Origin of the sequence: Marinirhabdus gelatinilytica, from assembly GCF_003353425.1 — a bacterium.
Taxonomy (GTDB): domain Bacteria; phylum Bacteroidota; class Bacteroidia; order Flavobacteriales; family Flavobacteriaceae; genus Marinirhabdus; species Marinirhabdus gelatinilytica.
Genome location: NZ_QRAO01000005.1, coordinates 25,643 through 46,792 on the forward strand (window position 1 = coordinate 25,643; position 21,150 = coordinate 46,792).

19 protein-coding genes are annotated in these 21,150 nt (G+C 42.9%); 13 read left to right on the forward strand and 6 right to left on the reverse strand.

The genetic code is table 11. The features are described from left to right. Positions 1 to 51: 51 nt before the first annotated feature. Both C8D94_RS12755 and C8D94_RS12760 read left to right on the forward strand, forming a co-directional pair. Complete coding sequence (locus C8D94_RS12755; RefSeq protein WP_115124350.1) at positions 52 to 756, forward strand: NRDE family protein; 705 nt, start codon at positions 52 to 54, stop codon at positions 754 to 756. Then, entirely contained in the window at positions 753 to 1,781 is a 1,029-nt protein-coding gene (locus C8D94_RS12760) for a DUF6695 family protein (protein WP_115124351.1), read from the forward strand. Before C8D94_RS12755 ends, C8D94_RS12760 begins: the two co-directional genes overlap by 4 nt. Here C8D94_RS12760 and apaG read toward each other — a convergent pair. From apaG to trkA, 4 genes are read right to left on the reverse strand one after another with little or no spacing between them, the layout of a single operon-like run. Continuing rightward, complete coding sequence (gene apaG, locus C8D94_RS12765) at positions 1,750 to 2,136, reverse strand: Co2+/Mg2+ efflux protein ApaG (RefSeq protein ID WP_115124352.1); 387 nt, start codon at positions 2,134 to 2,136, stop codon at positions 1,750 to 1,752. The two genes, C8D94_RS12760 and apaG, sit on opposite strands and share 32 nt — an antisense overlap. Position 2,137: 1 nt before the next feature. Continuing rightward, on the reverse strand, positions 2,138 to 3,325 hold the full coding sequence (locus C8D94_RS12770) for a DUF3667 domain-containing protein (RefSeq protein ID WP_115124353.1): 1,188 nt from the start codon (positions 3,323 to 3,325) through the stop codon (positions 2,138 to 2,140). Between the two features lie 33 nt (positions 3,326 to 3,358). Next, a complete protein-coding gene (locus C8D94_RS12775) occupies positions 3,359 to 4,864 on the reverse strand; it encodes a TrkH family potassium uptake protein (protein WP_115124354.1) in 1,506 nt (501 codons plus the stop codon). Then, positions 4,864 to 6,213, reverse strand: coding sequence for a Trk system potassium transporter TrkA (gene trkA, locus C8D94_RS12780; protein WP_115124355.1), 1,350 nt, complete (start codon positions 6,211 to 6,213; stop codon positions 4,864 to 4,866). Before trkA ends, C8D94_RS12775 begins: the two co-directional genes overlap by 1 nt. Positions 6,214 to 6,367: 154 nt before the next feature. Here trkA and ubiE point away from each other — a divergent pair, with 154 nt between their 5' ends. Then, positions 6,368 to 7,099: a bifunctional demethylmenaquinone methyltransferase/2-methoxy-6-polyprenyl-1,4-benzoquinol methylase UbiE gene (gene ubiE, locus C8D94_RS12785; RefSeq protein ID WP_115124356.1), complete on the forward strand. Its 732-nt coding sequence runs from the start codon at positions 6,368 to 6,370 to the stop codon at positions 7,097 to 7,099. Further along, on the forward strand, positions 7,099 to 7,809 hold the full coding sequence (gene porT, locus C8D94_RS12790) for a type IX secretion/gliding motility protein PorT/SprT (RefSeq protein ID WP_115124357.1): 711 nt from the start codon (positions 7,099 to 7,101) through the stop codon (positions 7,807 to 7,809). The genes ubiE and porT overlap by 1 nt, the downstream gene beginning before the upstream one ends. Here the strand turns inward: porT and C8D94_RS12795 are convergent. Continuing rightward, positions 7,803 to 8,522, reverse strand: a complete 720-nt coding sequence (locus tag C8D94_RS12795) for a TrmH family RNA methyltransferase (RefSeq protein ID WP_115124358.1) — start codon at positions 8,520 to 8,522, stop codon at positions 7,803 to 7,805. The two genes, porT and C8D94_RS12795, sit on opposite strands and share 7 nt — an antisense overlap. 12 nt (positions 8,523 to 8,534) lie before the next feature. Between C8D94_RS12795 and tamL the strand changes: the two genes are divergently transcribed. From tamL to accD, 3 genes are read left to right on the forward strand one after another with little or no spacing between them, the layout of a single operon-like run. Then, positions 8,535 to 11,117: a translocation and assembly module lipoprotein TamL gene (tamL, locus tag C8D94_RS12800; protein ID WP_115124359.1), complete on the forward strand. Its 2,583-nt coding sequence runs from the start codon at positions 8,535 to 8,537 to the stop codon at positions 11,115 to 11,117. Positions 11,118 to 11,159: 42 nt separating this feature from the next. After that, complete coding sequence (gene fbaA / locus C8D94_RS12805; protein ID WP_115124360.1) at positions 11,160 to 12,227, forward strand: class II fructose-bisphosphate aldolase; 1,068 nt, start codon at positions 11,160 to 11,162, stop codon at positions 12,225 to 12,227. 45 nt (positions 12,228 to 12,272) lie between these two features. Continuing rightward, complete coding sequence (gene accD / locus C8D94_RS12810; protein ID WP_115124361.1) at positions 12,273 to 13,139, forward strand: acetyl-CoA carboxylase, carboxyltransferase subunit beta; 867 nt, start codon at positions 12,273 to 12,275, stop codon at positions 13,137 to 13,139. A 51-nt stretch (positions 13,140 to 13,190) separates the two neighbouring features. Here accD and C8D94_RS12815 read toward each other — a convergent pair whose 3' ends face one another. Then, positions 13,191 to 14,015, reverse strand: a complete 825-nt coding sequence (locus tag C8D94_RS12815; RefSeq protein WP_115124362.1) for a hypothetical protein — start codon at positions 14,013 to 14,015, stop codon at positions 13,191 to 13,193. Between the two features lie 102 nt (positions 14,016 to 14,117). Here C8D94_RS12815 and C8D94_RS12820 point away from each other — a divergent pair, with 102 nt between their 5' ends. The 6 genes from C8D94_RS12820 to C8D94_RS12845 all read left to right on the forward strand — a co-directional run bounded on the left by C8D94_RS12820 (position 14,118) and on the right by C8D94_RS12845 (position 20,990). After that, on the forward strand, positions 14,118 to 14,924 hold the full coding sequence (locus C8D94_RS12820) for an OmpA family protein (protein ID WP_115124363.1): 807 nt from the start codon (positions 14,118 to 14,120) through the stop codon (positions 14,922 to 14,924). Between the two features lie 203 nt (positions 14,925 to 15,127). After that, positions 15,128 to 15,397 (forward strand): 30S ribosomal protein S15, encoded by a 270-nt coding sequence (gene rpsO / locus C8D94_RS12825; RefSeq protein WP_115124503.1) that lies wholly within the window; start codon positions 15,128 to 15,130, stop codon positions 15,395 to 15,397. Positions 15,398 to 15,632: 235 nt separating this feature from the next. After that, positions 15,633 to 17,849, forward strand: a complete 2,217-nt coding sequence (locus C8D94_RS12830) for a polyribonucleotide nucleotidyltransferase (RefSeq protein WP_115124364.1) — start codon at positions 15,633 to 15,635, stop codon at positions 17,847 to 17,849. Between the two features lie 121 nt (positions 17,850 to 17,970). Further along, positions 17,971 to 19,665: a T9SS type A sorting domain-containing protein gene (locus C8D94_RS12835; protein ID WP_115124365.1), complete on the forward strand. Its 1,695-nt coding sequence runs from the start codon at positions 17,971 to 17,973 to the stop codon at positions 19,663 to 19,665. A gap of 85 nt (positions 19,666 to 19,750) precedes the next feature. Beyond that, the gene (locus tag C8D94_RS12840) at positions 19,751 to 20,302 is read left to right on the forward strand and encodes an RNA polymerase sigma factor (protein ID WP_115124366.1); all 552 of its coding nucleotides are present in this window, start codon (positions 19,751 to 19,753) and stop codon (positions 20,300 to 20,302) included. Then, on the forward strand, positions 20,292 to 20,990 hold the full coding sequence (locus C8D94_RS12845) for a hypothetical protein (RefSeq protein ID WP_115124367.1): 699 nt from the start codon (positions 20,292 to 20,294) through the stop codon (positions 20,988 to 20,990). The genes C8D94_RS12840 and C8D94_RS12845 overlap by 11 nt, the downstream gene beginning before the upstream one ends. Positions 20,991 to 21,150: the final 160 nt, after the last annotated feature.

Genomic DNA, 21,150 nt, shown 5'->3' on the forward strand with positions numbered 1-21,150 from the left:
ATTTTTACCCACATTGAAAGCAATTGCTCAATAAATCGACAAACACAGCCTATGTGCACGCTTACTTTTATTCCCAAAAACAATAACGACTTTATCCTGACCTCAAACAGGGATGAAGCCCCAGAAAGAAGCACCCTTCCGCCAGAGCAATATACGGTGGAGGGTACAAAACTCTTGTTTCCAAAAGATGTAGTTGCAGGGGGCACTTGGATTGGTCTCTCAGAAAAAAACCGGCTTATCTGCTTGCTCAACGGCGGATTCACGGCACACAAAAGAGAGGCCGAGTATCGTATGAGCCGGGGGGTTATAGTTACAAAACTACTTACGGCACCCAACGTACACGAAGCTATTACAACCTTCGATTTCAATGGTATTGAGCCCTTTACCATAATTATGGTACTGTTTGAGAATGAGACACAACTATTCGAGTTGGTTTGGGACGGAAAGGAGCCACACTATTCTGAAAAGCCCCTACAGCCACATATATGGTCCTCTTCCCTACTGTATGATGAAGAAACCAAAGAATTGCGGGAAGCGTGGTTTTCTGAATTTATTATGAAAACCCTGAAACCCACTTCTGAGGAAGTACTCAATTTCCACAACCGGGCTGGGGATGGAAACCCCGAGACAAATCTTGTAATGGACCGTGGATTTGTAAAAACCAAAAGTATTACACAAGTACATAAAGCGGGTAACGATGTAAACATGTACTACAACGATTTACAAACTCAACAACAAACAGCAGCTCTCCTTTGAAGCACTCCGGTAAAATAATAGCACTAGCATACCCCGATACTTATGTAACCATGAGTACCGAGTGGGTTTGTAAACTGCTACCGCTGTTTGGGCTTGGCACGAAAGAATATATTAAAGCTGGGCATGCTGCCTTGGTGCTCGTTGAAAACAGAACGGGGGCGCTGCACTATTTCGATTTTGGAAGGTACGTAACCCCAAAAGGCCACGGAAGAGTTCGTGGCGCAAATACCGATGCAGAACTTTCCATACCCATTACAGGACAACTATCTAATAAAAATACGCTTCAAAATCTAGAGGAAATTTTGATCTGGCTGGATGCAAATCCCCAAAAAACACATGGTGAAGGGCGGTTGTTGGCCTCGGTATGTGACGCGATTAATTTTGAAAAAGCCGAAACATTTATCCACGAGCTTCAGCAAAAGGGAAGCATTCCGTATGGTGCTTTCCAAAAAAAAGGAAGCAATTGCGCAAGGTTTGTTACCGACACCCTCCTGGCAGCCACAACCGACCAAAAAATAATAAAAACCCTGAAACACAACAAGAAGTTTACCCCTAGCACAGTTGGTAATGTAGAAAAAGCTAGCACCCAAAAAAAAGTGTTCCAGGTTCGTAATGGTTTGGTAGAAGAATTTAACGGCACGGCCCTCAAGGAAAACCTGTCCAACTATTTTCACAAAAAAAGACCCGCTGTGCAGGATACCCACCTTTTAGAAACCCAAGAAAAGTTCTCTAAGGATGCTAGCTTTCAAAAACTTTCAGGAACAGGTAGTGATGCTTGGTTCAAAGTTGTTTCGGCTCATTTACCACCGTATCATTTCAATATCCAGCGCTATAACAACAAGGGCGAGATGGATTACAATGGCGTGTACGTTTCAAGTGATTTCGATACTACACTGCCATTCCAGTTTACGTACGACAGTCATTGTGGGTATTGCCATATACTACAGCTAGGAAAAAAGATAAAACTTGAGGGGGTGGGTAGTTTACAGGAATTCAGTTCATTGCAAAAGCAGCGTTCAGCTTAAACGCTGGGATGGTCACCAGAAAATTTTCGGCCGTGTCCAGGTTCATCATAGTATACGTGCCCTGCATAGCTCCCATTGGCGCATTTAACAAGCAACCACTACTGTAGGTATGCGACTGGCCAGGCTGTAATATGGGCTGTACACCTATCACTCCTTCACCTTCAACAGTTTCGGTATTGTTAAGTGCATCAATTATTTCCCAGTGTCTGGAAACCAACTGTACTATAAATTTGCTTTGGTTCTCAATGGTTATGGTATAGGAAAAAGCATAAGAAGGTATAGTATTGTCTTCCAACATTCCCTCGAACCTATTGGTAACCGAAATCTTTATTCCCTGCGTTATTTGTTGAACCATATTAATACACTGCTGCTGTTATGATAAAGAAGATAGCTGCCGCAACCGAAGCACCAATCCAAAAAACAATATTTAAAAATATGAATTTTATAATGGTTACAAGGCGACTTTGCTCATAAAAATTGCGCAATGCCTTATAAAAGTAGAAAGGCCCTACAATTCCGAAGAGGATGCTTTTAAAGATTTCGGTGTCCAAAAGCAAGTCGGGAAGGGTAGTAATAAACAGGCCGATGAACAGAAAGCTGAAGAGATGGAAAATAAAAACTATATGCTCCATATACCCAAACTTTTTTCGTGAGTATACCAACCAGAAGAACAGGGCATAGAAGGGCGTGAAAAAGAAGATGAAAAAAGGGATTTTTTGGAGCATATATAGCACAAACGCCTTTGGGTCATCTACTACTTTTTGGGTCGCAACGCTCCTACTGTACAACCAGCGGTGGTATCTCGTGTTATTGTGGCGGAGGCTGTCCAGGGCTATGGCCGGGTCCTTTATCTCACTCTTTAGATAAAATTCCTTGTAAAGAAATAGACGTTCCTCAATGTTCTCTGACCAAGATTTGGTGGCCAGCTGTTTTTCTGACAGATAGGTTGTAGCATTATTTTGTGTAGTATCGGCCGCCAGTTTTTTCTTTTTTATTTCGGCAGTAATGGCACTGTCCAACTCCTTGAGTCCCGGGGTATTTTCGATATTAGCTTCGGTTTTTTTTGTAGGAGCAGGGATATCCTCACCAGTGCCTTTATCATAATTGCTCCAAGAAAACTGGATGGGCTCCCTGTTTTCATTTACTTGATAGTTTGCATTGGTTTCTGGGAAAAGGTTGGTCACAAGACTATTCAGCAGAAAATAAATAATGGAAACGCTCAAAAAGAAACGAAATGGGTTGGCATACCTTAACCGCTGTCCCCGAGTATAGTTTCTTGTTATTCTTCCAGGCCTAAACAACAGGTCGCCCACGGTGTAGCGCAACCGCGAATCGTAACTTACAATGCTGTTAAAAAATTCACTGAAAAAATCTTTAAGCGATAATGATTTTGTGCTATTAAGCTGTGAGCAATAAGGGCAATATACATCGGAGAGATCCAAGGGTTGCCCGCAATTGAGGCATTTGTTGCTTCGGTACTTGTAATGCCGCCTGCTGTTTTCGCTAACGTTGGTCGCAGAAGGGATTTGCTTTTTATCGCCCATACCGTAAATGTACCAAAAGTTTTATAATGAAATCTAGCGGTTGCGCCAGAAAAAAGGTGTGAGCAAGATAAGAACTGTAAAGAGTTCGAGCCTACCTATTAGCATTAAAAAAGAGGCCCACCATTTTGCTGCGGTTGGGATACTACCAAAGTTGTTCACGGGGCCTAGATCTCCAAGAGCCGGCCCAACATTCCCCAAGGTGGAGGCCGCCCCCCCCAAGGCTGTCCTGTAATCCAACCCTAACCAGGAAAAAACCAACACTCCCATGATAAACGAGAGCATGTAAAGTATAAAAAAGCCTAGAATATTGTACACAATAGGCTGTTGCACAGCACGATTGTTATACCTCACGGGTAAGATTGCGTTAGGATGCAGCGTTCTCTTAAATTCCAGAATACCGTTCTTTATCATAATAAGGTGTCGAACAATCTTAACCCCTCCCGCAGTAGAACCAGCAGAGCCTCCCAAGAACATTAACCCAAAGAAAACCACTGTTAAGAAAGGGGTCCAAAGGGTATAATCTGCCGAGACAAAACCTGTAGTAGTAATTATAGCAACCACCTGAAACATACCGTGACGCAGTGCACTCTCAAAAGCTCCCCATACCATTGGGTGCTCTACACTGGAAAGGGAAACATCTGCCTTGAAATAAATAAGAAGCGAGACAACAACAGTAAACACAGCGATCATCCCTACATACCATTTAAACTCATCATCTTGAAAGATTCGGGAAAACCGTTTCTTAAAAGCGAAGTAGCTCAACACAAAATTGGTTCCCGCCAAAAACATAAAAACAATGATTATATACTGAATTATTGGAGAATCGTTCCAAAATGCCACGCTTGTGTTCTTTGTAGAAAAGCCTCCAGTGCTCAAGGTACTCAACGAGTGGTTCATAGCATCAAAGAGGTTCATTCCGGCAACTTTCAGCAAGATAGTTTCTGCCACGGTATATCCTACGTATATAATCCAAAGCCTTTTCGCAGTGTCTGTAATTCTAGGGTGCAGCTTATCTCCGCCAACACCAGGGGCTTCTGCAGTGAACAGTTGCATCCCCCCAATACCAAGTAATGGTAAGATAGCGATGGCCAAAACAATGATACCCATACCGCCAATCCAGTGGGTAATGCTTCGCCAAAAAAGTACTCCTTTGGGCAAGCTTTCTATATCACTAAGAATAGATGCACCAGTAGTGGTATAGCCGCTCATGGTCTCAAAGAACGCATTGGCAAAACCAGGAATGGCTCCCGTAAACAGATAAGGTAATGTACCAACGAGTGCCATGGTAATCCACCCGAAGGATACTATTACATATCCATCCCTTTTGTGGATTTCCTTTCTATGGCTTCTGGTGAGCAACATAACAGAACCGCCAATGACCAACGTGGTACTCCCGGCAAGCACCATTTGTAAAACCACTCCATCCTTATATAGCAAGCTTATCAATGCAGCCAATAGCATAAAGCCACCATTGACCAGCAGCAATAGCCCCAGAAGATGAAATATGATTTTATAATTTAATGAAGTAATGGTGCGCATTACACAAAGAATTTCTCAACCTTGGAAATAGATTGTGGCAAACAACAAACTACGATACGGTCTCCACTCATTATACGAAAATCTCCCAGTGCGATTATCCCTTCCCCATTGCGAACAACGCCTCCAATAATGGCAGATCTGGGCAACTCAATATCCTTGATAATTTTTCCGGAAACCTGGGAATTGGGAGTAACCACAAATTCCAACAGCTCTGCATTCATATTATTAAGCTTTGTCATAGCCACAACCTCACCTTTCCGCACATATCTAAAAATAGTGTTGGCCGCTAATAGTTTCTTGTTTATCAAGGTGTCTATCCCAATAGATTGGGACAGTTGAAAATAATCCATGTTCTCCACCAAAGCAATGGCTTTCTTCACTCCTTTGCTCTTGGCGACAAGACAGGACATAATGTTGGTCTCGCTATTTCCGGTAACCGATATAAAAGCGTCCATCTCGGCAATGGACTCCTCCACTAACAATTCTACGTTTCTTCCATCTCCGTTTATTACCAAGCAACTGGGTATTTCATCGGCAATATCGAATGCCTTGTTTTTGTTGCTTTCGATCAATTTTACCCTAAAGCTGTTTTTACATAGATCGTTTGCGGTTTTATAGCCAATCTTGCTTCCGCCCAAGATCATCACATTTTTTATTTCGGTTTTAACCTTTCCAGTAAGTTTGAAAATTTCATCCACCCCTTTTTTGGTGGTGGTAAAATAAACCTGGTCGCCTTCCTTAAATTGGGTATCTCCTCTTGGTATAAGGGTGTATTGGGTACCAAAGCGTTGTATGGCCAATGGCACATAATCCAGCTCCGGGTATAAAGCCGCAACCTCTTTAACCGTTTTGTCCACAAATGTTGCCGTCCTGGACAACGATAGCCCGATCATGGTAAGGGCACCACCTTCAAATTCGTACGTATCGTTAAAACCACTCTGGTTTAGCAAAAGTGCTATTTCACTGGCGGCAAGGGCTTCTGGTGAGATAAGTTCATCTATACCAAACTTCTTAAACCCAACCTCATCCTTATTTTCCAAAAACTCGGTATTGCTTATACGGGCAATGGTACGTTTGGCCCCCAATTGCTTAGCCAGTACACATACAGTGATATTGGTTGTTTCACTACTGGTAACAGCTATTACTAGATCTGTTTGCTCTATTTGCGCATCTTTGAGTGTGGCAATAGAAGTTGCATCACCCTTAATTACACGAATGTCCAAATGCGTATCTGCATAGGTAAGAGTTTCCCGCTTATTGTCTATTAATATAATGTCCTGGGACTCGTAGGAAAGTAGCTTCGCCAAATGAAACCCTACTTCCCCAGCACCGGCAATGATTATTTTCATGGGGTATTTCTGGAATAAGTAGTGCAAAGGTACGATAGAAATATAACTTAAGACAAAAAGCCATATTTATTGCTGAAACTATATAGACGTAATCCTACTCTTCAATGTATAATATTTCAGCAAAAATCCCGTAGCTTTGCACCCGCAAAAACCTATGGAAGAGAAAGTAACCCCCTATAAAGACAAAGACCGCAGTAAAAAGGAACAGGTAGAGCAAATGTTCGACACCATTTCTGGCAATTATGATGGGCTTAACCGCGTAATATCGCTGGGGATAGACCAAAAATGGCGCAGGAAAGTGGTAAAATTGGTGGCACAGACAGCGCCAAAATCTATATTGGACATTGCTACCGGAACTGGCGACCTTGCATTACAATTTGCCTCAAAAATTCCCGCAGAACACGTCGTTGGACTCGACCTGAGCGAGGGAATGCTCTCTGTGGCACGTAAAAAAATTGAAGGAAAAGCGATCTCGAAAAAAGTAAGCTTCGTGAAGGGAGATAGCGAACAGTTACCTTTTGAGGACAATAGCTTTGATGCTATTTCGGTTTCATTTGGCATCCGAAATTTCGAGAACCTCGAAAAAGGATTGGCCGAAATACTTCGCGTACTCAAACCACAGGGATTTTTCGTAATCTTGGAAACATCGGTCCCTACCAGTTTTCCCTGGAAACAAGGATATTATTTTTACTCCAAGGGTATATTGCCCTTAATTGGTAAGTTATTTTCAAAAGATAAAGTGGCGTACAGGTATTTGAGTGATAGTGCGGCTGTTTTCCCGCATGGGGAACGCCTCAACAATATTTTACGAAAAATTGGGTTTATAGAGGTGGAAAACAAACCACAAACCTTGGGTGTAGCTACTATTTATACGGCAAGCAAATAATGAAGAAGAGACTATTTTTTATACTGGCAATTGCTTTTTTGGCACAAACAGCTAACGCACAACTTTTTAGCAAAGAACGTCTTGCAAATCTGGAAACGTTCGACAACCGTTTCTTGACCTGGGGATACTTCTTGGGCTTTAACAGTTACGATTTCAAGATTGAATACGAAGAGCAGGCACAGGATGACAATACCGATATTTTAGTTGAAAACCAAGCCGGTTTTAACGTAGGCCTCATTGGCGATATGCGTATAAACCGTTACATAAACCTGCGATTGGAGCCCGGTCTCTATTTTGCGCAGCGAAACCTTTTCTTCCCAAATTTTGAAGAAGAACGCGACTTTCTCCGTGAAACAAAATCTACCTACATCCACGTCCCGTTGCTGGTAAAATTCTCTACCGAGAGATTGAACAACTTTAAACCCTTTATCGTGGGTGGGGTATCCCGCTCTTTCAATCTTTCCAGTAATGAGGAAAACCCACAGGATAACGAAGAGGGACAGTTTAGGATGACCAAGGGAACCAGCTATTTTGAACTTGGTTTTGGTATAGATTTTTACCTGTATTACTTTAAATTTACCCCTTCCATTCGCGGTGTATTTGCAACAAGTGACGAATTGGTACGGGACGAAAACCCTAATTCCCCTTGGACGGGAAACATAAGCAGCTTAAAAACCAGAGGGGTTTTTATAAACTTTACCTTTCAATAGGCACGTTTAAACTCGCTCAACAAAATAGCGGTTGCGGTGGCAACATTCAAACTCTCGGTAGTTGTTTTCCCAAATTGCGGAATGCTTATCCTTTCTGAAATGAGTGCTGAAATTTTATCTGAGATACCATTGGCCTCATTCCCCATTACGATAATTCCCTCTTGGGGTAATTTCTTTTTATAAACAGTACTGCCGTCCATAAAGGCACCAAAAATGGGCAATGTTGAGTTTCTGAAAGTTTCTTCCAAGGAAACATAGTGTACTGAAACTCTTGCGATACTACCCATAGTGGCCTGTATCACCTTTGGGTTGTAACAGTCTGCCGTGTCCTGGGAACATAGGAGTTGCGCTACCCCAAACCAATCGCACAACCTGATTATGGTTCCCAGATTACCGGGATCCCGCACCGCATCCAGTGCGACGATAAGCCCAGAGTCTTCAATTTTTTGGGGATCGGGCTTTTCAAAAACAGCCAGTGCGGTATTGGCTGTTTTTAGGTTGCTTATCTTTTTGAGTTCCTGCTGGGTAATTTGGGTGGCAGGGACTTCGTATGCTGCTGAGATTTCAGTAGTATACAAACTGCGCAATGCTACTCTTTCGGCAATAAGCTCGCGAATAACTTTGGGTCCTTCAGCAATAAAAAGGGTACGCAAATCACGGTACTTTTTTTGCTGTAATTGCGTTATTGATTTTATTTCACTTTTACTTATCAAATTTATCTATTTTTGAATTTCAGTAAAGACAACAGCTTGTTCCAAAACCTTACAAAAGTAGCATTTATTTTAGGAGTTGCCCTGCTCTTGGCATCCTGTAATGCAGTAAAATATGTGCCCGATGGCGAATTTTTACTTACGGACAACACCATAAATGTGGACGGTGAAGAGGTTAAGAAAAATGAGCCCTACGCGTATCTCACACAACGCCCCAATACAAAATTCCCTTTGTTGGGTGTGCCCATAGGGCTTCACATTTACAACCTGGCCGACCCTAAACCAGACTCTACCTTTCAAGCTTGGTTGGACAAAAAGCCAAGACGTGAAGAACGATTGGTAAAGTTCTTGTCCAGAAAACAACTGGAGGCACTGGATAGTTCCTATATAAAATTCAACCAGTTTTTACAGCGTGCCGGTGACGCCCCCGTGATAGTCTCTGAAGACCGAAATGAAAAATCTGTTACCCAACTGGAACGCTATTACGCCAGCCTGGGTTACTTTAATGCCGAAGCTTCACACCAAGTGCTAAAGGATTCCAGCAAGGAGAAACGTGCCCAAGTGCTGTACGATGTTAAGAAGTATAAGCCGTATTTTATAGATTCTATTGCCTACAATATAAGCTCGCCCGCAGTAGACTCCCTTTTCAAACTCTCAAAAAATGAATCGTTCATAAAAGAGGGAGAGCAATACAACCGAAGCAACTTTGTAAACGAGATAGACAGGCTTACTATCGAATTCAGAAATTCCGGTATGTATTATTTTGACCAGGATTACGTAACCTTTAAGGGCGATACCGTAAACACAGGCCATAAAGCCAATATCACATACGTAATCCCAGATAGGCGCATTCCAAGTGGAGACACAACCTACACCGAACCTTTTAAAATTTACACGGTGAACGATGTTCGCGTGGTGACAGATTACACCTTTGCCAATAACAACAAAACCTTTACAGACTCGATTACCCACAATGGATATAAGTTGTACGGGTATGAAAAAATAAAATACAGGCCCAAAGCAATTACCGATGCACTCTCCATTGCCCCCGATAGTATTTTTAGTGATATAGACCGAAATCTCACCTACAACCAGATTAGTGACCTGAAGATTTTTAAATATCCCAACATTTCCTATCAGGAAGATCCCCAAGATAGTTTAGGGCTTATTGCAACCATTTTATTAACACCACAGAAAAAGTATACCCTGGACACCAGTTTTGATGCTTACACCTCTGCCCTCCAGCCATTCGGGATAGGTTTTAGTACGTCGCTGCTCATTAGGAATATATTTCGGGGAGCTGAGACCCTCCAGCTTTCGGGAGGTGGCAGTGTAGGATCCTCGGCCGATAGGAATGTTGGGTTTTTTGGCACTTCAGATATTGGGACCAACGTACGCCTTTCGTTTCCCAGAATCCTGTTTCCACTCAATACCGATAAATTTATCCCCAAGTATATGTCGCCCTCCACAAATTTGAGCGTTGGGCTTAATTTACAGAACAATATAGGACTGGACAGGCAAAACTATTCGGGGAAATTCAATTACCGCTGGAAACCTGCCAAGATAAGAACCAACGAATTTGACCTTTTTGATATACAGTATGTACGAAACCTGAACGTAGATAACTATTTCAATGTGTACCAGAGCTCCTACGAAAGGCTCAATGAACTGGCCATTGCAACCGGATACGATTTCAGTAACGAACAAATGCTAGACTCCCCACGATTGGCCATCCCTGGCGAGACCGATGATTTTTTGAACGATGTCCTTATAAACCAAGACCCCGACCTGAATGTTACCGACGAGCAGTTTGATGAAATTTTGAGCATAGCTGAACGAAGAACAAGACTTAGCGAAAACAATCTCATATTTGCCACAGCGTTTACCTGGCTACAGGACACCCGGGAAAATATTTTTGATAAGAGCTGGACGCGCTTTCGCTGGAAATTGGCCTCTGCAGGCACAATCCTCTCCGGAATCGCTGCGCTAACGGGCGCCGAAGAAAATGAAAACGGCAATAAAGAAATTGGAGGTGTGGCATATTCACAATATATTAAGGGAGAAGCTGAAATAATAAAACACTGGACCCTTTTTGACAATAATGTTTTTGCTACAAGAGCTTTTATTGGACTGGCAATCCCTTACGGAAACGCAAACAACATCCCGTTTACCCGTAGTTACTTTGCAGGAGGAACAAACGACAACCGTGGGTGGAGAGCCTATAGCTTAGGGCCGGGAAGCAGTGGTGGGGTTTTCGATTTTAACGAAGCTAACTTTAAATTGGCCTTTAATGCCGAATATAGATACACTATTCTTGGCGCATTTAAGGGAGCCTTCTTTGTGGACGTAGGAAATATCTGGAATGTAGCGGACGAACTGTCCGATAACCCAGAATACAATTTTGACGGGCTTCAAGACCTGAAAGAACTCGCCGTAGCCAGTGGTTTTGGGATACGCTACGATTTTGGTTTCTTCGTATTACGATTCGATATTGGTTTTAAAACCCACGACCCAGGACGCCCCGAAGGCCAACGGTGGTTCAAAGACTACAATTTTAAGAACGCTGTGTATAACATAGGGATCAACTATCCCTTCTAAGCCAGCAATTTTTGTTATTTTTGTGGCTCAAAACATGCTACTATGAGCCACGATATTTTACCGGGCGTTGCTACCGGCAGACAAGTGCAACAAATACACAAACTAGCGAAGGAAAAAGCATTTGCGCTACCCGCTGTAAATGTTACCAGTTCCAGCACCGTGAACACCGTATTGGAAACAGCTGCCGAACTGAACTCACCCGTTATAGTACAATTTTCTAATGGCGGTTGCCATTTCAACGCAGGGAAAGGTCTTTCTAACGATAACCAGAAAGCAGCTATCGCTGGTGGTGTTGCAGGTGCAAAACATGTGCACGAATTGGCAAAATTGTACGGTGCCACGGTAATTATGCACACAGATCATTGTGCCAAAAAACTCCTCCCCTGGATAGATGGCCTGTTGGATGCTGGTGAAGCACACTACAAACAACACGGAAAGCCTTTATACAGCTCCCATATGATAGATCTTTCAGAAGAGCCCATCGAAGAGAACATTGAAATCTCGAAAAGATATTTGGAGCGCATGTCCAAAATGGGAATGACCCTTGAAATTGAATTGGGCATCACTGGTGGCGAGGAAGATGGTGTGGACAATACCGATGTGGATTCGTCCAAGCTCTACACACAACCGGACGAAGTTGCCTATGCCTATGAAGAATTAATGAAAGTGAGCGACCAGTTTACCATAGCTGCCGCCTTCGGAAATGTACACGGGGTGTATAAACCAGGAAATGTGAAATTAACTCCCATCATCCTGAAAAATTCCCAAGAGTACGTTCAGAAAAAATTCAACACGGGACACAACCCTATCGATTTCGTGTTCCACGGGGGAAGTGGCTCTTCCCTAGAAGAAATACGTGAGGCCATTGGGTATGGTGTTATTAAGATGAATATCGACACCGATCTCCAATTTGCGTATACTGAAGGGGCCCGTGACTATATGACCAATAAACTGGAATACCTTAAGACACAAATAGGAAACCCCGAAGGAGACGACCTTCCCAACAAAAAATACTACGACCCACGAAAGTGGTTGCGTGAGTGTGAGTTAACCTTCAAGAAACGCTTAACGCGATGTTTTGAGGACTTAAACAACGTAAACACACTATAATATTTCCTATATTTGAATAACAAAACCTCCTCAATACAAAAAAATATGTCTTGGTTTAAAAGAACTAAAAAAGGAATACAAACCCCTACCGAAGAAAAGAAAGATGTCCCTCGCGGCCTCTGGTACAAAAGCCCCACCGGGAAGATTGTTGATGCGGACGAGCTGGAGAACAACTTTTATGTAAGCCCGGAAGACGGCTACCACGTTCGTATAGGGAGTAAAGAATATTTCCAGATACTCTTTGACGATAATAAATTTAAAGAACTGGACAAAAACCTAGAGTCAAAGGATCCCCTAAAATTTGAAGACAAGAAGAAATATACAGACCGCCTAAAGGATGCCCAAAAGAAAACGGGCTTAAAAGATGCTGTGCGCACTGCCGTTGGTAAATCCATGGGCAATGATTTGGTCGTGGCCTGTATGGACTTTAGCTTTATTGGCGGCTCCATGGGAAGCGTCGTGGGCGAAAAAATTGCACGCGCTGCAGATTATTCACTGAAGAACAAAATTCCATTCCTGCTCATAAGCAAAAGTGGTGGTGCCCGTATGATGGAAGCAGCCCTTTCCTTGATGCAATTGGCCAAGACCAGTGCAAAACTGGCCCGATTGGCAGATGCCAAAATACCGTACATCTCCCTATGTACCGACCCTACAACAGGTGGTACCACAGCAAGTTTTGCTATGCTTGGAGATATAAACATAAGTGAACCCGGAGCCTTGATAGGTTTTGCAGGGCCACGTGTAGTAAAAGACACCACAGGAAAAGACCTCCCGGAAGGTTTCCAGAGTGCAGAGTTTGTACTGGACCACGGGTTCCTCGATTTTATTACTCATCGTAAAGATTTAAAACAAAAAATAAACCTTTATCTGGACTTGGTACAAAACCAACCCCTTAGAGAGAAAACCGCATAAGAAAAAACCACTCGATTTGAGTGGTTTTTTTGTATTCTTTAGGGAGGGTCTTTACAAAAATATAGGATAATCCACCCCATTAAAGGTAAAAGTAGCCTGGGCGTCGCAATCGCCATTGCCAAAATCCAAAGAGCCCGTTAGACCGTCTTGGGTCACCTCCAGTACACCGCTTACCAAATAAGGGCAGTTCAATCTACGCACCAAGGTCTCGGTTACCACACCAGAGCGCTCAAAGCCGTTGGTAAAGGCGGTGTCCCAGTTTCCGGTGACATGATATACATTATCTATCCATGTGCCAGAACCAACACCTTCCACCCACTCTGCAATACGAAGTCCGTTGCGGGTAGCGGTTGTAGTGCTGCTGGGGAAAGTAACCGTAATAGTTTCGTTTACCGTAGATTGTGGGTTGCCATTATTGTTGGTTAATTCACGTAAAATCTCACCACCGCCTTCCACGCCATTGCCATTGTAAAAGTAATTGTCAAAAGTGTAGTGTATCACTCGAGAATCGTTCACGATGGCTTCGTAGGCCAATATAATGACACCTGAGACAGTGGCACCGTTATTAAGTGTGCAGCCAGTTCCAAAATCTAAGGTAATGGTTCCGGTGCCGTCCCCATTGGGCTCAAAACCTATAGAGGTACATTCGGGGAACAAGGAAATACTGGTGTTTCGGGCGGCGTCGCTTTCATCATAGCCGTTTTCCATAATGGTTATGGTGCCCTCAATAGCAGTATCGGCTTGGGCAGCAAGTGCTGCTTCATCAGCAGAATACTCTTGGACGGGTTGTGTTTCATCTTCTTTATCGCAGCTATTCAGAAAAATACTACTACTTAAAAGTGACGCTAAGATTAGTGTTTTGTGTAGGGTTTTCATAATTTTAGGTTTTCGTTGTTGTTCTAGATTAGGACATTTATAACGCCTTTTAGTTTAATTCAGTATAAATTTCAACTGAAATCTAAAGCACCCTAAAGAGTCATGCGTATTATAATTGCGACTTTTATCTTCATGTGTATCCCACTTTTTGGATTGGGACAGCAACAGGGTGGCCCGTGGTCTATCTATTTTAAAAACGACAGCTACACGGTAACAAAGGCACAGAAAAAATTTATAGACAGCATTCAAAAAAGCTCCTTAAAACGTACCGATAGTATTGTCCTTAAAGGCTACGCAAGCAGCCCTGCAGACTCCATCTACAACCTGAAGCTCTCGGAACGCCGTGCCAATGCTGTTAAAGCGAGGTTTAAGGGATATACCACTATTATAGCGAACGGCTTTGGGGAGCTGGAAGGCGACGAGGAAGAAAACCGAAGGGTAGATATCATGACCTGGCCCATCTACAAAGAGCAATTGGCATTTAAGAGCAATACGGCCAGCCCAACAAAACTTCCCGAAAAAATAAACGATTTTGAAAAACTGGAAGTAGGTACAAAGCAAGAAATAAAAGGCATCCACTTTTATCCCGGACGTGATGATATTAGAAACGACAGCAAACAAGCGTTGGAAGAGCTACTGGTGTACTTAAAGGAAAACAAAAGCATTACCTTCAGGATTTTGGGCCATGTATGTTGTGGCAAAAGTTACGACCCCGGGAGAGACGGTTACAACAACCGTACGGGCAAGAATAATTTGAGTGAGGCACGTGCCAAGCGCATCTACAACTATCTGGCAGACCACGGTATTGATAAAAAGCGTATGAGCTCCCGTGGCTATGCTTACCGCTACCCCACTGGCAAAGGCGACAAGTTTGACCGCCGGGTGGAGATTGAGATAATTTCCAGGTAGTTGGTAGTAGGTAGACGGTAGGACGTCCGCTGCGGCGGACTTGTAGTAAACGGGCTGCTTTGCCCGCCGTTTTGGTTACTACTATTCGGAAAGATTGCAAAAATCTTCAATCTAAAATCCAAAATCTAAAATCTTTTAGTACTTTTGCACCCGTATTCCGAAAGCCGGAAGCATACATAACAATCATTTACATAAATATTAGCATGTATTTAGCACCAGAAAAAAAAGCGGAAATTTTCGCAAAGCACGGTAAGGACGAGAAGGACACAGGTTCTACTGAAGGACAAATCGCCTTGTTCACCTACCGTATCGAACACTTAACAAAACACCTTAAGAACAACCACAAAGACTATAACACAGAGCGTAGTCTTGTAAAATTGGTTGGTAAGCGTCGTTCTTTACTAAACTATTTAATGAAGAAGGACATTATGCGCTACCGTGCCATTGTTCAAGAATTAGGATTACGTAAGTAATTAACAATAATAGGGCTCTTTATGGGCCCTATATTTTTTTCTGCTTCACCAAAATTTGTGGAGCAATTTTATAGAAATGCCTTCAGCCCCTATAAAGTGCCGAAGGACAGAAAAGCTACCCTTAGGTTTTTCATTGGTCAAACCACACTACACAACACAACAACTGGGTTTGAGAATCGAACCCTGACCAAGTAAACTGCGCAAATAACTATGCGCAAAATGAAAAACAAATTTTATGATACCTAAAGTATTTAAAGAGGTTATAGACCTTGGTGACGGTAGAGAAATCTCTATCGAGACCGGAAAATTAGCAAAACAGGCACACGGCTCAGTCGTGGTACAGTCTGGAAAATGTATGTTGCTATGTACCGTAGTGTCCAACTACAAACAGAGCGATCTAGATTTCTTACCCCTAACGGTAGATTACCGTGAAAAATTTGCCGCCGCAGGACGTTATCCCGGTGGTTTCTTTAAGCGTGAAGCACGCCCCAGCGACGGTGAAGTATTAACGATGCGCCTGGTGGACCGTGTATTGCGCCCATTGTTCCCAAAAGATTATCACAGCGAAACGCAGGTGATGATACAGTTAATGTCCCACGATGATGACGTTATGCCAGATGCAATGGCAGGATTGGCGGCGAGTGCGGCTATACAACTTTCAGACTTTCCTTTTGAGTGTCCTATTTCAGAAGTACGGGTAGGGCGCGTAAATGGTGAGTTTATCATCAATCCTTCACGAGAGCAATTGGACCAAAGTGATATAGATATGATGATTGGTGCCTCTGCAGACAGTGTGATGATGGTTGAAGGTGAAATGGATGAAATTTCAGAAGAAGAAATGACCGAAGCCATCAAGGCTGCCCATGAAGCCATTAAAGTGCAATGTGCTGCACAGGTACGTTTGGCCGAAGCATTTGGGAAGAAAGAAGTTCGAGAATACGATGGCGAGCGCGAGGATGAAGCATTGAAGCAGAAAATCCATGATATGGCGTACGATAAAGTATATGCCATAGCAAAAGGAGGGTCTTCAAAACACGAGAGAGGTGCTGCCTTTGATAGCATCAAGGAAGAAATAAAAGCTACCTTTTCTGAAGAGGAGCTGGAAGACTTTGGCGATCTCGTATCAAAATATTACCGTGCTGCCGAAAAAGCTGCAATCCGTGACCTTACATTGAACGAAGGGTTACGATTGGACGGTCGTAAAACAACAGAGGTTCGCCCAATTTGGTGTGAAGTAGATTACCTACCAAGTGTGCATGGTTCTTCAGTATTTACACGTGGTGAGACGCAAGCCTTGGCTACGGTTACCTTGGGCACCTCTAGAGATAGCAACCAAATTGACATGCCAAGTTACGAGGGAGAAGAAAATTTCTACCTACATTATAACTTCCCTCCTTTTTGTACAGGAGAAGCAAGACCTATCCGTGGAACGTCCCGTCGTGAGATTGGACACGGAAACCTTGCACAACGTGCCCTAAAAGGAATGGTGCCAGAAGATTGCCCATACACCGTGCGTGTAGTTAGTGAAGTATTGGAAAGTAACGGATCGTCTTCTATGGCAACCGTTTGTGCAGGGACCATGGCAATGATGGATGCTGGTGTACAAATGAAGAAACCCGTATCGGGTATCGCTATGGGGTTGATCTCTGATGGCGACAGCGGAAAATACGCAGTTCTCTCCGATATTTTGGGGGACGAAGATCACCTAGGGGATATGGACTTTAAAGTTACCGGAACGGCCGACGGGATTACCGCGTGCCAGATGGATATTAAAGTAAAAGGTCTTTCGTACGAAATCCTTGTAAATGCACTAAAGCAAGCAAGAGACGGAAGATTGCACATCCTTGAGAAATTGACCGATGCCATTGCTGAACCAAGAGCAGACGTAAAAGACTACGCTCCAAAAATGGTAACCGTGCGTATAGACAACGAGTATATTGGTGCCTTGATTGGACCTGGCGGAAAAGTGATCCAGGAACTACAGAAAGAAACCGATACTACCATCGTTATCAACGAAGACCCTGTAACCGAAGAGGGAATTGTTGAGATCTTGGGTACGGGACAAGAAGGAATCGATGCTGTACTGGCCAAGATAGACTCCTTGACCTTCAAGCCAGAAGTGGGTAGCGTGTATGAAGTGAAAGTAATAAAGATGTTGGATTTTGGAGCCGTGGTAGAATATACCGAAGCTCCAGGAAACGAAATATTACTGCACGTTTCTGAACTGGCATGGGAACGCACAGAGAACGTAAGCGATGTTGTGAACATGGGCGATGTGTTTGATGTGAAGTACTTTGGTGTAGACAAGCGTACCAGAAAGGAAAAGATTTCCAGGAAGGCGCTCCTGCCAAAACCAGAGGGTTACCAAGAGAGACCAAGACGTGACGACAAAGGTGGAAACCGTGGTCGCGATAACAGAGGTCGTGACAATAGAAACAGAAACCGTGACTAAACAGCACGTTTCAAAGTATTTAAAATCGCCTTTCAGCAATGGAGGGCGATTTTTTTTATGTGCCCACGCAACTTTTTCAATTCGGGTTGGACTATAAGGAAACAACCCATAAAAAATTGTTATGAAAAATTTTAAATTAATTCTTATTTTCCTATCCATCACGCTCTCCGCCAATGCTCAGGATGTAGCCTGGTTGAATACTATTGGAGGCACTGGCCACGATACAGCTTCAAAAATCGTAACCGATGCTTCAAACAACGTATACGTACTTGGAGGCTTTAACGAAACGGTAGATTTTGATCCTGGCGCTGGAGAATTTCACCTTACATCTACCTCATTTAGGGATATATATCTTCAAAAACTGGACGAAGATGGAAATTTTTTATGGGCAGTAGCTTTTGGCTCTTCAGAATACGAACAGCCTGTAGACCTATTAGTTACTGAAAATGGAACCATATATATTTTAGGGTTTCACAGCGCACCTATAGACCTGGACCCTGGAGCTGGTGAATTTCTGGTAACCCCTCAGGGAGGAAATGATTTTTACATTATAGCCTTAAACAGTGATGGTAGCTTTAACAACGCGAAAACCTGGGGTGGTGTTGGAGGAGATTTTGTGTATGGCATTTCAGAAAACACTACTGGAGAACTTGTTATAACGGGGGTCTTTCAGGAAACTGTAGATTTTGATCCAGATGCGCCTACTGTTAATTTGAATGCTGTAGATGGCAATAGTTATGTGCTCACACTAACTACAGAATTAGCGTTTGTATCTGTATTCGCTTTTGGTGGACCCGATTTTGTAACTGCCTACGATGTTTTAGTAGACACTAATAGCAATATAATTATTACAGGTACATACGATGGCACGGCAGATTTTGACCCAACCGTTGGAGTTGAGGAACTAACAAGTACTGGAGGAACAAACTACTTTATAGCAAAATATACCAGCACACAAGAATTGGTGTGGGTAAAAGGCTTTGGAAATGGAGATTTTAATCAACGACTTAGAGGATCTACTATAGATTCAGAAAACAATATAGTAATCACTGGCGGTTTTGGTGGCACCATGGATGTAGACCCTAATGCAGGTGTGTTTGAGATTACATCGCAGGGAGATTCAGACATTTTAATTGCAAAGTTTACCGAAGCAGGTGAACTTAGTTGGGCAAAAGCACTAGGAAGTGACGATTTCCAACCAGACGAAGGCTTTTCAATTACTACAAACAGCCAGGACGCTGTGATAGTTTCGGGTAAATTTTTACAAACGGTCGATTTTGACCCAGGAGCTGGCACTTACGAATTAACCTCTAATGGCGATAAAGAAATATTTATTCTACAACTAGATAGCGAAGGTATATTCATGGAAGCTTATAGCATGGGAGGATCGCTTAGAGATGTTGGTGTTGCCGTTGCTGTAGATGCCAATGATGCAGTGATCCTTGGCGGAACATTTAGGGACACAGCAGACCTACACCCCGGCGCAGGTGTTTTTAACCGAACCTCTAACGGAGATGCAGATGCTTTTTTAATGAAATTGAACAGCTTGATTTTAGGAACTGAAGACAACACGCTTCAAGATTCAGAAATCATTGCGTACCCCAACCCAACCAGTGGCGATTTCAACATCGTATCAGAAGGAACTTTGGGTACCATTGAAGTAACAATTGCCAATGCCTTGGGGCAAATAGTGTTTACTTCCAAATTTCAGCAACAAAAAACGATACAGCTCTCCCTACCCGAAGCTACCGGGGTGTATTTCTGTACCATAACCTCTAAAAACAGAAGCAACACTATAAAGGTGATAAAAAGGTAAGAGGAATTATTGTTGCAAAAGCACAAGCTATAAATTTCGCTTACATACAAAAAATGATAGTACCTTTCAACACAAAACAGACTACTTGACCCAAGAACAACTCATAAAAGGCTGTAAAAAAAACGACCGCAAGGCACAGGCCGCCCTCTTTAAACAATACAAGGACACCCTGTATTTTGTATCGTTAAAGTACAGCCGCAATGCTGCAGAGGCCGAAGACAACCTGCACGACAGCTTTATGGTAATCTTTGACAGTATAAAGAAGTTCAAAAACCTGGGCAGTTTTGAAGGCTGGATGAAACGCATCACCATGTTCAAGGCTATAGATAGATACAAGAAAAACAAGTACGTACCCGTAGAAACCTTTGACGAAACCTTGCCAGCCCCAAATCTGGAGAATGAAGTTGCCGCATTGCCATTGGACACCCTCCTACAGTGCATACAGGCACTACCGGACCAGTACAGACTGGTTTTTAACCTTTACCAACTGGATGGGTTTTCACACAAGGAAGTGGCAGGTATTTTAAATATTTCTGAAAGCACTTCAAAATCGAATTATCACCGCGCCAAAAAAATATTGCAGCAAAGCATTTTGGCCCTTACGCAACCTGAAAAAAACAATACTCATGGAGCATAACAAAGACATAGGAAATCTGTTGAAGAACAGATTGGAGAACGCCGAAAAAGCTCCAAAACAAACATTGTGGGAGCGATTGGACAACAGCCTGGAAAAGCGAGAGAAAAAGCGCAGGCGTGCCGCATGGTTATGGTTTACGGGTACGTTGCTCATCTTGGCACTGCTTATTTTTGGAGGAGCAACTATGTTCCAAGATTCAGGAAAAGATGCCGAACCCCATGCTGAAACACCCCCAGTAACCAAATCTAAAAATGAAGAGAATTCTACCGAAACAAGATTGGAAAACACGAATGGATCCTCTTTGGAAAAAGACACCAGCACAGCACAAACCGATAACACCGAAACTCCAACAGCCACCAACACAAAGGAAAACCAAAAATTAGATACCGAGAATAGTCCAGAAGACAAAAGCGCAACCACCACTAACAATAGCCAGAAGGTAACCAACACAACTACTAAAAAGACCCCCACCGAAGAAGTGACCAAGGACGGTTTTACCATTACCACAAAGCACCAATACTACAATAGCGACCTGGACACCACCACAGTGAGCATGAGCAAGGCAGAGATTGACAGCCTGGTGGCCGCCAACAAACGCAAGATGGCCATACAAGACTCCATTGCCAGAAAACGCGCCGCAGACTCTATAAAACTCAACAAAGCCACACGGGACTCTATCCCAGAATAGTCCCGGTTGCTCCTTAGTGTTATTTGTAAGGTTGAAAGATTAAATATCCTTATGTGGTGTATAAACTAATTGAGAAAACCAACTGCGCATTTCGGATTCATTTATAGGCAAATCGTCAGTTCGAGTGATTTTTTCTGATTTTTGAAAGAAAAAATTGTAT